The sequence below is a fragment of the Methanospirillum sp. genome, from assembly GCF_035560735.1.
GTDB lineage: Archaea > Halobacteriota > Methanomicrobia > Methanomicrobiales > Methanospirillaceae > Methanospirillum.
This window is the reverse complement of record NZ_DATMYY010000030.1, coordinates 1-13,567: the sequence shown is the minus strand read 5'-3', so window position 1 is coordinate 13,567 and position 13,567 is coordinate 1. Positions and strand designations below refer to the sequence as shown.

Here is a 13,567-nt window from a genome sequence, read left to right as displayed (position 1 = left end):
TTATCTTCCTCACAAATGAAAACTAGATTCTTTAGGTAGCAAAACGAAATAGTCAATTACTCAATACTACCATTGCTCATCCTGTAATCTGGCTTGAGGGAGGTGAAAATGGAGACTAAAACATTATCTAAAATTCAGCAGGAAGGAATAAAGGCATTAATCAATACGTTAGGCCCGGTTGATACAGTCCGGTTTATACAGATCTATGACCCAGGATATGGCGACTATACCAGTGAGCGAAAGACCTGGCTTCCAGATGATCCAGAAGAGTACTTCAAATCCATAGAAAAAAGAAGAGAAGAAAAGAAAAGAAAAGTAACTCTTCCTGATTCAATCTAGCACAATAGAAGATCTCGCCCCTGCGACCGTGCTTCTCACCCCTTCCTCCTCTCCCTACTCCAAGCCCGAGGGGAGTGAGCGAATCAGGTTTACCTGGGCCATCTGACAGCTCGGCTCGCAACTCGTTACTTCATTCCGGGTGGATCATTTTTGGGTGGAATGAGACGATCGTCTCTCCCCCTTCCCCCTCAATCAGAGGGACATTCTCTCCCCGCTTGCTCATCCACTCCGTTCCCTGAAAAAAACTCCCGGATATTGTCACATCAGGGCTTTTGATCAAAAAAATAACCGGTTAGCCAGATGCAGATATTTCAGGCACTTTCGTATGACTCCCCCGGATTCAATACTATAACCTTCAGATCAGTCGTTCGCTCAATAACCCGTTTAAACTCCCCGGCATCCTGAGCAATTTTTGGTGAAGTATTATAGTGAATCGGAATGACAACCGGAGCACCAACAAAGTCTGCGGCAATCATCGCCTCCCGTGGCCCCATGGTATATCTCCCGCCAATTGGAAGCAGAGCGATATCCGGATTATATATCCGTCCGATGAGTTTCATGTCACCAAAGAGGGCGGTGTCCCCGGCATGGTAAACGGTAACTCCATCCATAGTGATCAGGAAACCGGCAGCGGCCCCACCATATACTCCGATCCCTGCATCCTCAATCCATGAAGAATGAACAGCAGCTGTCATCGTGAACTCAACTCCGTCTACAGTAATCGTGCCCCCGATATTCATCGGTTCAGCCTCAAGTCCCTTCTTCTCAAGGTAATGGGCAAGTTCATTCATGGCAACTGTCTTGACACCGAGATCGATAGCACACCCGAGATGATCAGCATGAGCATGGGTCACGGCTACAATATCTGGCGTGCAGGAAATCTTTCCGTCAGGTACAAAAGGATCAATGAGCACTGTGCGGGACCCCTCAAGGAGTACACATGAGTGCCCGAGCCAGGTTAGTTTCATAAAAAAAATCAGGTGATGTCGATCAGTTCTGCTTCAGTGATGTCGATTGATTCACCGAAAGCATCCTTGGTCGCACTGGCTGTCATCTGTTCAGTCAGATCACGATCTTCCATAACATCCTTGATTCGCTCGATGTACCTGTCCATGTCCCGGTCAATCATTGCCTCAAGCACATGGCGGTACTCACGCAGAGTTGAAGGACTGATACCGAGTTCCTCGCTGATCTCCTTCATGGTCTTTCCTGACGTCATGAGTTCTTCCATCTTGAACCGGTCAAATGGCATCTTGAAATCAAGTTCACGGAAGAGTTTCATTCTGACACGAGCACGTGCCACCGTCTTTGACAATTTTTCGTCACCCAGATCGCGGGCTATCTCAGTATCATTCTTTCCTGCATGGTATGCGCAGATAAGTTTTGCAAGCTGGATTGGACGCAGTTTAGTCTTGAAGATCCCCTGGTCGAGCAGCTCACGCATAATGAGTGCGATCTCCCGCTCGACTGCGTCACTATCACGAAGAGTGCCGTGGATCTTCTTCATCGGCTCCACAATCTGTGTGTTGCCGGTCATATTGGTAAACAACTGTAAAAGTTGTTCTTTTTTCTGGATCTCTTCAGGCATGGGATATCACACTGGTAGGGATACCGATATAGATGCCGTTTAAATTATTTAAGTTTGTTGGAATTTTTCGGAAAATCGACCGATATTCCTTTTAACTAACTTATGATGACGCTGAAATTCTCCATAATGCGACTCCTCTTAACCCTCCTATCGGGATATGCCTGATGGAGCTGGCGGCATTGTCCTAACCCCCAGCATGAAGAATACTCCGGAATCTATATGCTCTGAATTTACCAATATGTCTAGATATTTCTGATATTGAGGTGTCATTCGCGGTGGTTTCAAAGGCAGATAAAAAGTCGCAGGTTCCGGAGAACGATATCTATGATCAGGTCATTGATCTTGCCAGGCGACGTGGTTTTGTCTGGCCGTCATCTGAGTGTTATGGATCGGTTGCGGGTTTCATCGATTATGGCCCGCTCGGAACCCTGCTCAAACGACGGATTGAAAACCTGTGGCGCCAGTTCTACGTAGTATCGGAAGGGTACTATGAAATTGAGTGCCCGACCATCGGCCAGGAAGCCATATATATTGCATCAGGTCACGTGGGTGGGTTTGCTGACAAAATGTGTCAGTGCCCGGCCTGTGAAGAATATCTTCGTGCAGACCATGTTGCCGAGGCTCACAATGTTCCTGACGCTTCGGTACTAAATGCAGCCGAACTCCAGAAGGCAATCTGTGGGCTCCCTTGCCCAGCATGTGGAGAAAAACTTGAAAATATCGAGGTGTTTGCCTTCAACCTCATGTTCCAGACCTCCATCGGGCCGGGTTCACAGCGGAAAGGCTATCTCAGGCCTGAGACCGCCCAGGGGATCTTCGTTGACTTTGGTCGTCTGCTCCGGTTTTATCGTGACCGCCTCCCCTTTGGAACAGTCCAGATCGGCAAATCATACCGGAATGAGATCTCACCACGCCAGGGTATGATCAGGCTTCGTGAGTTCACCCAGGCAGAGGCCGAGATCTTTGTCCATCCTGAAGAGAAGAATCACCCGAACTTTTCCCGGTATGCTGACTACTCATTCCCTCTCTTCTCGTACCAGCAGCAACAGGCAGGTGGAGAAGCCAGGGTTTACACCATGAAGGACGCTGTTGCCGAGGGCGTTATTGCCAACGAATACGTTGCATACTACCTTGCCCTTACTCATGACCTGCTTACCACCATCGGGGTGAAACCGGAAAAGCTCAGGTTCAGACAGCATCTTCCTGACGAAAGAGCACATTATGCCGAGGATTGTTGGGATGCTGAAATCCGTTCTGAGCGGTTCGGATGGGTTGAGACTGTTGGCATTGCTGACCGGACCGATTATGATCTGAACGCTCATGCCGAGGAGAGTGGCGATTCGTTTACGGTTTATATCCAGTTTGCAGAACCAAAGCGTGAACGACGCAAGGTAATCTCTGCGAACATGGGAGTACTCGGTCCCCAGTACCGTGGGAAAGCGAAAGCGATAGCTGATGCCCTTGCAACTGTTACTCCCGGACCTGATGGTGCAACGGTTACCGTTGATGGGGAAGAATATTTTGTTCCATCTCATCTGTTTGAGATTTCAGAACAGGACGTGGATGTTCGTGGAACAGATGTCAGACCACATGTGATTGAGCCAAGTTACGGGATTGACCGGATGATATATGCAGTCCTTGAACACTCCTTTGATGAAGAAGATGTTGATGGCGAAGTCAGAAAGGTGATGCGGTTCCCGTACAGAATCGCCCCGGTTCAGGTTGCGGTTCTCCCCCTCATGGCTCGTGACGGGCTTGACACAATAGCACGCGAGATAACCCATACTCTGCATGGGCATGAGATATTGGCAGAGTATGATGACTCCGGTGCAATCGGCAGAAGGTACCGTAGACAAGATGAGGTAGGAACTCCTCTTGCCATCACCGTTGACTACGATACCAAAGAGGATCAGACCGTGACCCTTCGTGAGCGTGACAGTATGAAACAGGTGCGGGTAAAGATTACTGATCTGCCGCTGTTCATTTCCGGTCTCATCAAAGGTCAGAAGGACTTTTCAGATCTTTCATCCTGATGGAATACATCAATCATCCTCTTATTCTCCCTGACCGGCTTGAAAAGCGTACCTACCAGTTTTCAATTGCGATGCGGGCATTAGATGGCAACACACTGGTTGTCATTCCCACCGGTCTTGGCAAGACTGCTGTTGCCCTTATTGTGGCCGCTTCAAGGCTCTATAGCATGGGTGGCAAGGTTCTGATGCTTGCTCCAACAAAGCCGCTTGTAGAGCAGCATCTCCGATATTTCCAGAGTCATCTCAATCTCCCTGAAGGCACTGAAAAGAGTTGTGTGATCTTCACCGGGGAAGCGGCTCCTGCAGTGAGGACTGCCGAGTGGGATGCAGCAACCGTGATCCTGGCTACTCCGCAGGTAGTGAAGAATGATCTGATTGCCGGACGATATTCGCTTCACGATGTCTCTTTGCTTGTGGTAGATGAAGCCCATCGTGCAGTGGGTAATTATGCATACGTGTTCCTGGTTGAACGGTACATGGAGACTGCCATCCAGCCACTTGTCCTTGCGATGACCGCATCACCGGGGGGAAACCAGGAGAAGGTAGCAGACATTGTTGAAAATCTGCATATCGTTCATGTCGAGACCCGGTCAGAAGTTGATCCTGATGTCAAACCCTATGTACATGAGAAAGAGGTTGAGATCATCAATGTCAACCTTCCTGATGAACTAAAACAGTGTCTTACCTATCTCTATGACCTGATAGAGAGCCGTCTCTCCCAGCTTCGGGAGATGGGCCTGCCTGCTCCGGACAGGAAAAATCTCTCGATGAAGGCATTACAGGAACTCAATGCTCTCATCCAGCAGCGAATAGCAGAACGTGACGCAACCGGTTATGTTGCAGCAAGCATTCATGCCGAGTGCATGAAAATTCGCCATGCGGTAGGGCTGGCAGAGTCACAGGGATGTCTGGTACTCAAAGGGTACCTACAAAAACTTTCTGCAGAGGGAAAAACACCCGGTGGATCAAAAGCGAGTAAACGCATAGCAGAAGATCCCAGTTTTGTTGAACTTTTAAATCGTGCAGAAGGATGGGAGGAAGAATGCCATCCAAAACTTCTGGCACTTCCATCGCTTGTTGAGCAGATACTTGAGGAGCATCCTGAAAGCCGGGTTATTGTCTTTGCGACATATCGGGACACGGTCAGAATGATTGTTGAGATGCTCGCTGCCCGTGGAATAACTGCAGAGCGATTTGTTGGTCAGGCAACCAAGGACAGCGAAAAGGGTCTGTCACAGAAAAAACAGATAGCAGCTCTTAAACGATTCCGGGAGGGTGAGTTCAGGGTTCTCGTTGCAACCTCTGTCGGTGAAGAGGGGCTTGACATTCCCTCAACCGATGTTGTAATCTTTTACGAACCGGTTCCTTCAGAGATACGAAGCATCCAGCGGAAAGGGAGAACCGGCCGGCACGGTACAGGCCGGATCATTGTGATGGTCACCCGGGGCACAAGTGATGAGATCTCCCGGTTCACATCGGTGCGAAAAGAACGGGCAATGGCAAAACAGATGTCCGGTCTTGGGAAGCGGATGAAGAATGAATTCCAGTCAGCACTGTCCCTGAGCCCTGAAGAGATTGCCAGGGATCGTGCTGAACAGGAAGAGCATTTTGGTCCTCAAATCGTTGTAGATGATCGTGAACTTGTCTCTAAAGTTACTGAACATCTCTCTGCTGCCGATGCCAGGATCAGTGTCGAACGTCTTCCTGTTGGTGACTATCGTATCGGTGAACGTATCCTCGTTGAGCGTAAAACTGCCCGGGATTTTGTGGATACGCTGATAGAGCGTGATCTGCTTGGACAGATCAGACAGATGGCAGCGAATTGTACAAAGCCGGTATTAATCATTGAGGGAGGTGATCTCTATTGTCAGCGCGATATTCATCCAAATGCCATTCGGGGAGCGCTTGCCGCGATCGGGATAAACTTTGGTGTTACAATTTTTTCTGCTTCTGATCCCAGGGAGACCGCCGAACTCCTTCTGGTTCTTGCGCGCCGTGAATCAGAAGATGGAACATATGAGCGCACTTTACCGTTGAAACATACATATCAGGGTAATCATGAGGCACAGGAAGCTATTATAACCGCATTTCCTGAGATTGGACTCAAACATGCCCGGTCTTTATTGTCTGAGTTTGGTTCGGTTCAGGCTGTTATACAGGCTGAACGCGATGACCTTCTCAAGGTTCCCGGTATCGGTGTAAAAAAAGCAGAACGGATTTATGAATTATCCCGGTTATCATACCCCTGATTCAGTATAGAGTACGTTTCTGCGACTTCTTTTAATGCATGTGTTAGTTCAGCAATTTTGCGTGAATCCGGTTCTTCTTCAATAAAAATAAGCAGAGATTTGATAGTCCGGTCAAATTGTTCAACGAGATCAATGTCGATTCCTGCTTTTAGGATCCCTGGATTCTGATGTCTGGATTCCTTATTTTGAGTTTTGGATCTTGAATCCCCTTTGTTTTCACCCTTTGCTTCTAGATCTGCCTCCTTACATACCACACACGATGTTTCACCTTTGTATTCAAAGAGCGGGGAGCCGCAGTTCTGACATGTCTTTGCAAGCATCTTTCCTCCCTTCAGAAGGTACTCTGCCATGATCTCATCTGGTTTTCTCATAATTTCACTATAGTTTTATGAGGGGCCGTAAGTAATAATAAGAGAAGCTCTCTCACGGGTGATAGCATGCCAAATCCGGAACAGACGGTAGATAACTGTATACAGATGCTTTCCGCCATTATTGATGACGGAACGATTCCGCGCAATATCAGGCGGGTCGCTGACGAAACACGTACCCTTTTACAAAATAAAGATAAGCAGGTTGGCCTCAGGGCAGCCGAAGCGATATCCAAGATTGACGAGATCAGCAATGATTCTAATATGCCGATGCACGCAAGAACCCGTGTATGGGAATTGGTCTCTAACCTTGAGACAGTCCCTCTAGATTAATCGATGCGCTTAGGCTTTCTGCCTACTGAATAATCAGTATCTTTGTAAAACGCGTATGCCGGTAACCCCGGCATCGATCTTTTTTTGATTCAGGTTTAGTATTTTCACTTCAGTGTTGTGGATAATAAGTCTTTTAGCAAATATGAATCTACGAATCTGCAGAAAATTTGTTATTCTATGGTGATGGAAAGACTCACCATCCGGGAAAATAGGTGGTTAGTTGAGTTTTTTGATAACTTTGTTTGCTATCTTCAGGGCACAGTAATCCCCACACATGGTGCAGGCTTCCGTGTCAGCAGGCATCCGTTCTGATCTGATTTTACGTGCCCGCTCCGGGTTGATAGCAAGATTGTACTGGGCATCCCAGTCAAGGTCCCGCCGTGCATGACCCATAGCCAGGTCCTGATCCCGCTTCTTGAGTTTTATCATGTCACCAACATGAGCCGCAATTCTGCTGCTCATCACACCTTCGTATACATCTTCCAAATTTGGCAAGGCAAGATGTTCTGCTGGAGTTACGTAGCAGATAAAGTCAGCACCATATGAGGATGACATTGCGGCTCCGATGGCTGCTACCCGGTCATCATACCCTGGAGCAATATCGGTTACTATCGGTCCGAGCATGTAGAAGGGTTTGTTTCCAGACATCCGCTTCATCAGTTTCACATTGGTCTCGATCTCGTCGACAGGAACATGACCTGGTCCTTCAACGATTACCTGAATTCCCTGCTCATGAGCCTTGTCTCCGAGCTCGGCATTGATGATTAATTCCTGAATCTGAGCTCGGTCGGTTGCATCATGCACAGCACCTGCCCGCATGCCGTTCCCGGTTGAGAGCGTGACTTCATGCTCTTTAAGGATTTCACAAAGGTAATCAAACTCCGCAAAGAGTGGGTTTTCTTTGTCGTTGTGGAGCATCCATGCGGTAAGAAAAGCACCACCCCGTGAGCAGAGACCGCCGTGTCGACCCTGCTTTTGGAGGCGCTCAAGGGTGATACGGTTGATACCGGTGTGGATAGCCATGAAATTGGTACCAAGTTTTGCCTGCTCGGCAGTGATCCTGAAGAGATCATCTTCACGCATGTGAATGACTGCCCCGTCCTTTCGTGCTGCCTCAATAAATGCCTGGTACAAAGGTACTGATCCTACTGAAAGGCTGGTTGCCTCAACAACACGCCTGCGGATATCAAAAAAGTCTCCGCCGGTTGAGAGTTCCATTAAGGTATCAGCACCTGCCCTCTCACCTGCTTTTGCCTTTTCAACCTCCATATCCACATCAACAATATCTGAGGAAGTCCCGATTGAGCAGTTAACTTTGGTGCGAAGTCCTTCTCCGATACCACATACTTTCACTTTGCGGTAGGGAGACACCGGGATGACAATATGTCCTGCAGCGATTCCACGGCGGATATAATCTTCAGTTACACCTTCCTGGGCTGCAACGATCTTCATCTCTTCGGTGATGATGCCTCTCCTGGCATCCTCAACTATTGACATACCTCATATGTACTGTAATAAGATACATAAAGGCTCGGTTTTTGAAAAGGGGACTCCAATTTGGTTTCTCGCAGCGCAAGTAAAATTGTTTTGCGTTTCTATGCTTTTGCTATCCTGATCCTGCAGGGAATCACCAATGAAAACAGTGATGAAAACCGGGCACCAATCTGTTACCGCAGTGACAGATCCAGTCCGCATAAACTTTGCCGGCTTTGTCCCTCTCAGTACCGTTGACTGGCGGGGAAGATCCGCTTGTGTCATATTCTTCAGGGGATGTCCGGTCAGGTGCTGGTACTGCCAGAACCCTGGTATTCAGAGTGGAACTGACGTCAAGGACTGTATGGAGATTCTCTCCATGATCAGGTCTGCCGAGCTTCTGATAAGCGGGGTAGTCTTCTCAGGTGGCGAGGCGACAATGCAACCGGATGCACTTCGGTTCCTGGCAGATCATGCAAAACAGATGGGGCTCGTTACAGGTTTACATACAAACGGTGTGTTTCCTGAAGTGCTGGTAGATCTGATCTCCAGAAAGTTGATCGACCTCATCGCGCTAGATATTAAACCGGACTGGAATCTTAACACCGTAAAAGGGAAAGAGCGGGCACTCGGGGATGAAGTAAAACGGTCACTGGCACTCTGTTCATCCGGGTATCGTGAAGGGTCTCTGCCAAAATTCGAGGTGGTATTGACACTTTTTCCGGGAAGCAGTGAGCAGGTAGCATCAGTTGTTCCAGATGTTGCTATAGATGTAGACCTGGTGCTTCAACAGGGAGAGTATACCGGGATCCGGGCCCTCCAGTTTGCGGATCTTACCGCAATAGCAGATGAACTTCATCGTCCGGTACGAATACGGACCAGAGAGCAAGGGGAGATATGGTATGAAGGTAATAGGAATTGTAGGAATGCCGGGATCCGGGAAGGGTGAGTTCTCTGCTGTGTCTGCCGAACTTGGTATCCCGGTAGTGGTAATGGGTGATGTCATCAGGGAAGAAGTAAAAAAAGAAGGGCTTCCTCCAGTTGATGCCAGCATGGGTATAGTTGCAAGACAATTGAGGGAGCAGTATGGGATGGCTGCAATCGCTCATGTCTGTATCCCGGTCATCGAGTCACAGAACTCGCAGGTGGTTTTGATCGATGGTATCAGAGGAGATGCCGAGGTGAAGGAGTTTGCTGAGCATTTCTCTGATTTCATCCTTATTGCGATTGATTCACCTCTGGAAACCCGGTTTGACAGGCTCAAAGTACGTGGACGATCTGATGACCTGAAAAATATTTCAGAATTGAATACCCGGGATGAACGGGAGTCATCGTTTGGTCTGCGTGAGGCGATGGGCCTTGCTACTATGCGGGTTCAAAATACAGGCACCCTAGATGAGTACCGCTGTACTGTCCGTTCTACCCTTGAGCAGATAGCAGGAGCATCATGAGTATTTCACCCTATTTTGGATCGTCAGCAAAAGTATGGGATGAGATAGACTGGATATTTGGTATCGAAGAGGCTGGGTTTTCTGGTTGGGAAGTGTGTGCTGATGGAAATTATCATTTCAGCAGGTCAGATTCCTATAACTCCGTAATTGAAACTCTGGCAAGTACATCCCTTAAGGTTACTGTTCATGCACCGTATGGCGATCTGAATCCGGCTGCCATAAATGAACCGATCTGGATGGAAACAGTTCAGCAGATATCTGAGTGTATCAGGAAAGCAGCATCAATCACCGACCGGGTAACCATTCATCCGGGATATCTTTCATGTACCGGCAAACTTGTGCCAGATAAGGTTTGGCAACTCCAAAAAGAAGCCCTTCGAGAGTTTGGGAAAGTGGGACAAGAGTACGGAGTTACTGCCTGTATTGAGAATATGCCAAACATTCCTGATTTTCTCTGTCACTATCCTGAAGAGATCCTCGGTCTCATCGAGGATATTGAAGGTATAGGGCTTACCATTGACTTTGGTCATGCAAACACCCTTGGAAAGGTTGACGCATTCAGAAAATACCTGGACCACGCCTCTCATGTCCATATTCACGACAACCACGGCAAATCTGATGAGCATCTTCCTATAGGTGCTGGGACCATCAACTGGAAACGTCTCTCAAAAGATCTTCTTGAACGCTATTCTGGTGTAGTGGTGGTGGAAGGTCGCTCAATTGAGGAAGCAAAGTTGTCATTTGATCAGATCAAGAGGTGGGGATCATAGCCGGCGAGACACTACAGGTATTTTTCCTGGGAACGTCCGGGGCCCTTCCGACTATTTCACGGAATCTTCCCTGTATCTTAATCAAATGGGGTTCTCATGATCTCCTGTTTGACTGTGGAGAAGGTGCCCAGCGTCAGATGATGAAGGCCAGGACTGGTTTTTCATTTGAATCTGTGTTCATCACTCACTGGCATGCTGATCACTTCCTTGGTCTTATCGGTCTCCTTCAGACGATGTCATTTTCCGGTAGGGAAGAGCCCCTTGTTGTCTATGGCCCTGATACAGTTCATGAGATGGTCACTGATATCAAACAGATCTGCAGGAGCAGGATCAAGTTTCAGGTTGAGTCAAGACGTGTCAGGCCTGGGGACTCACTTGGATTTGATGGGTATACTATTCATGCTGTGGCAACTGATCATGGAATTCCCGGACTTTCCTATATCTTTGAAGAAGACAAGCGCCCGGGGAGGTTCAACCGTGAGCTTGCCATCAGTCTGGGTGTACGGCCCGGTCCTCTCTTTGGAAGACTTCAGCGGGGAGAGAGCGTACAGATTGTTGTTGACGGGCAGGAACGATTGATCACTCCTGAAATGATTATGGGTGAGCGACGTCTAGGCAGGAAGATCATCTATACGGGCGATACAAGACCGAACCTGTCTGAACTTGCACCACTCGGTGAGGAAGCGGATCTCCTGATTCATGACGCAACTTTTGATGATACTGAACTCGACCGTGCACGTGAATTTATGCATTCAACAGCCGGTGAAGCAGGCCGGGTTGCGGCAGCACTGAAAGCCGGGCACCTGGCTCTTTTCCATATCAGTACCAGATATACATCTGCCGATCAGCATCTTGTTGATGCACGAAAAAATTTCTTTGGTGAACTTCTCGCACCTGATGATCTGGTCATGCTAGATGTTCCGTTTTCTGACCGGACTTCCCCTCCTTTTGAAGTACCATAACCGCCCTGATTGCAAGGGGAACAAATTCTCCGTTTTCAGCCGGATATTCTCCTGTTGCATGGTTGAATTTAAGTTCCTCAAGTTACCACTATACTACCATCGGTTGTTTGCTTTGCCCTGCACTCCTCCCGTAACCGGGGTTTTTTCAGCTTCTTGTCTGATCGCAGAGGCCGGCCGAATATCGGTGGATAGTTCGTATGCCAAAAGGAACAGAGACAGTTGTATACAGCCTTGGAGATGGGTGCAGTCTTGCTGATGTGGTTGTCGGCAAGACCTATGCAGGCACTGTCCAGGGGTTTGCCGCGTTCGGAACCTTTGTGTTCCTGAATAGTTCAACCAAAGGACTCGTTCATAAAAGTAATATGCTTACCAGTCACCAGGAAGGGGATTCTATTCTGGTACGGGTAGGCAATGTCAGAGATAACGGAAATATTGACCTTGAAGAGGTCATCATCACCTCATATCAGGTTCAGCCTGTCATCTGCAAAAAGCGTGCGATTCAACTTGGCGAACTGAAAGGCAAAGTTGGTCGCAGGGTGATGGTTGAGTGCGTGGTCGCCCAGATAAAACAAACATCAGGTCCTACTATCTTCACACTTGTGGATGCCAGTGGCTCAGAGAATGCTGCTGGGTTTGTAGAGGCTGGCAAAAGAGCATTTCCTGATGCAAGTCAGGGAAGTGTAGTCCGGGCATCCGGGGAAATCATGCAGCGTGGAGGTCAGATCCAGATCGAACTGGAAAACCTGACAGTACTCCGCGGACCTGAAGCAGATGAAGTTCTTGCAGGTATTGAACAGGCTATAGACGCACGGGCTGAACCACCTGAAGTTCCACTTCTTGTTGAAAGTGAGGTACTTGAGAAACTCAGGCCTGCAATGCGAAAGATCGCAAAGATCATCAGGCGTGCCGTTTTCACCGCACAACCGATTCTTCTTCGCCACCATGCTGATGCAGACGGGATATGTTCAGCTGTATCTATTGAACAGGCTGTTATCTCTCTGATCAATGAATCCGGAGGAGACTATGATTCAGATTATTATCTCTTCAAGCGGGCACCATCCAAAGCTCCTTTCTATGAAATAGAGGACATAGTCAGGGATCTCGATTATGCTACCAGGGATAATGTCAGATTTGGCCAGAAAATGCCACTGGTACTCCTGACCGATAATGGATCAACGGAAGAGGATTTGCCTGCCATGAAGATGGCAAAGGTATACGGTATTCCAATGATCGTCTTTGATCACCACCATCCTGATGAGATCGTTGATCAGTATCTCGAAGCGCATGTTAACCCGTATCATGTTGGTGGAGATTATGGAATCACTGCAGGTATGCTAGGTACCGAGATCGCTCGTCTGATCTGCCCTTCTGTCGATCGTCAGATCCGTCATGTCGCCGCCGTAGCAGGTGTAGCAGACCGAAGTGAGGCACCAGAGCGAACCAGATATCTCGAACTTAATGCAGATCGGTTTTCAGAGGAAGAGTGCAAGAGGATTGCTCTAGCCCTTGATTATATTCAGTTTTATCTCCGGTTTAATGATGGCAAGGAACTAATAAAGGATATTCTGGACCTGAATGATAATCATGAACGTCATCTTGAGATGGTGAAACTCCTTGAGGATGAAGCCAACATTGCGATAACTGATCAGGTAAAAACCTGCATGCCGCACGTCGGGCACACGGTCCTTGGCAATGGTGCTCACCTCTTTACAATCGATGTAGAGATTCATGCTCATAAATTCACCTTCCCTCCACCAGGCAAGACCTGTGGAGAAGTACACGATAGACTCTGCCAGCAATATGCCGGTCAACCGGTTGTGACCCTTGGATTTGGTCCTGATTTTGTTGTTCTCAGATCCCGTGGTGTGTTCATGAACATACCAAGGATGGTCAGAGAGCTTCGTGATGATCTTCCAGGAGCCGGGGTTAATGGCGGTGGACATCTCGTAGTGGGCAGTATAAAATTCGTAGAAGGAATGCGTTCAGAAGTCACAGAAAAAC

The 13,567-nt window shown here is 48.2% G+C and carries 13 protein-coding genes; 9 read left to right on the top strand and 4 right to left on the bottom strand.

Going from position 1 to position 13,567, the window contains the following annotated elements:
* Positions 1-108 precede the first annotated feature (108 nt).
* Entirely contained in the window at positions 109-339 is a 231-nt protein-coding gene (locus VN429_RS00840; RefSeq protein ID WP_325628760.1) for a hypothetical protein, read from the top strand.
* 311 nt (positions 340-650) lie between these two features.
* On the opposite strand, the gene VN429_RS00835 is transcribed toward VN429_RS00840, so the two are convergent.
* Both VN429_RS00835 and VN429_RS00830 read right to left on the bottom strand, forming a co-directional pair.
* Positions 651-1,307 carry a metal-dependent hydrolase gene (locus tag VN429_RS00835; protein ID WP_325628758.1) on the bottom strand — a complete coding sequence of 219 codons (657 nt, stop codon included), beginning with the start codon at positions 1,305-1,307 and terminating at the stop codon, positions 651-653.
* An 8-nt stretch (positions 1,308-1,315) separates the two neighbouring features.
* Positions 1,316-1,927 carry a response regulator receiver protein gene (locus VN429_RS00830; protein WP_325628756.1) on the bottom strand — a complete coding sequence of 204 codons (612 nt, stop codon included), beginning with the start codon at positions 1,925-1,927 and terminating at the stop codon, positions 1,316-1,318.
* Positions 1,928-2,190: 263 nt separating this feature from the next.
* Here VN429_RS00830 and glyS point away from each other — a divergent pair, with 263 nt between their 5' ends.
* Together glyS and VN429_RS00820 are read left to right on the top strand one after the other, a co-directional pair.
* Positions 2,191-3,960: a glycine--tRNA ligase gene (gene glyS / locus VN429_RS00825; protein ID WP_325628754.1), complete on the top strand. Its 1,770-nt coding sequence runs from the start codon at positions 2,191-2,193 to the stop codon at positions 3,958-3,960.
* Entirely contained in the window at positions 3,960-6,209 is a 2,250-nt protein-coding gene (locus VN429_RS00820; RefSeq protein ID WP_325628752.1) for a DEAD/DEAH box helicase, read from the top strand. Before glyS ends, VN429_RS00820 begins: the two co-directional genes overlap by 1 nt.
* On the opposite strand, the gene VN429_RS00815 is transcribed toward VN429_RS00820, so the two are convergent.
* On the bottom strand, positions 6,179-6,559 hold the full coding sequence (locus VN429_RS00815) for an Sjogren's syndrome/scleroderma autoantigen 1 family protein (RefSeq protein ID WP_325628750.1): 381 nt from the start codon (positions 6,557-6,559) through the stop codon (positions 6,179-6,181). The genes VN429_RS00820 and VN429_RS00815 overlap by 31 nt on opposite strands.
* An 87-nt stretch (positions 6,560-6,646) precedes the next feature.
* On the opposite strand from VN429_RS00815, the gene VN429_RS00810 reads away from it, so the two are divergent.
* Positions 6,647-6,910: a stationary phase-response protein gene (locus VN429_RS00810; protein ID WP_109969177.1), complete on the top strand. Its 264-nt coding sequence runs from the start codon at positions 6,647-6,649 to the stop codon at positions 6,908-6,910.
* A gap of 216 nt (positions 6,911-7,126) precedes the next feature.
* Here VN429_RS00810 and thiC read toward each other — a convergent pair whose 3' ends face one another.
* Complete coding sequence (gene thiC / locus VN429_RS00805; RefSeq protein WP_325628746.1) at positions 7,127-8,407, bottom strand: phosphomethylpyrimidine synthase ThiC; 1,281 nt, start codon at positions 8,405-8,407, stop codon at positions 7,127-7,129.
* Between the two features lie 136 nt (positions 8,408-8,543).
* On the opposite strand from thiC, the gene VN429_RS00800 reads away from it, so the two are divergent.
* The 5 genes from VN429_RS00800 to VN429_RS00780 all read left to right on the top strand — a co-directional run.
* Positions 8,544-9,332, top strand: a complete 789-nt coding sequence (locus VN429_RS00800; RefSeq protein ID WP_325628744.1) for an anaerobic ribonucleoside-triphosphate reductase activating protein — start codon at positions 8,544-8,546, stop codon at positions 9,330-9,332.
* Complete coding sequence (locus VN429_RS00795; RefSeq protein WP_325628742.1) at positions 9,286-9,834, top strand: dephospho-CoA kinase; 549 nt, start codon at positions 9,286-9,288, stop codon at positions 9,832-9,834. The genes VN429_RS00800 and VN429_RS00795 overlap by 47 nt, the downstream gene beginning before the upstream one ends.
* Positions 9,831-10,604, top strand: coding sequence for a sugar phosphate isomerase/epimerase family protein (locus VN429_RS00790; protein WP_325628740.1), 774 nt, complete (start codon positions 9,831-9,833; stop codon positions 10,602-10,604). The genes VN429_RS00795 and VN429_RS00790 overlap by 4 nt, the downstream gene beginning before the upstream one ends.
* On the top strand, positions 10,592-11,566 hold the full coding sequence (gene rnz / locus VN429_RS00785) for a ribonuclease Z (RefSeq protein WP_325628738.1): 975 nt from the start codon (positions 10,592-10,594) through the stop codon (positions 11,564-11,566). Before VN429_RS00790 ends, rnz begins: the two co-directional genes overlap by 13 nt.
* 197 nt (positions 11,567-11,763) lie before the next feature.
* Positions 11,764-13,567, top strand: a 1,804-nt coding sequence (locus tag VN429_RS00780) for a DHH family phosphoesterase (protein ID WP_325628736.1), incomplete at its 3' end; no start/stop codon positions are given.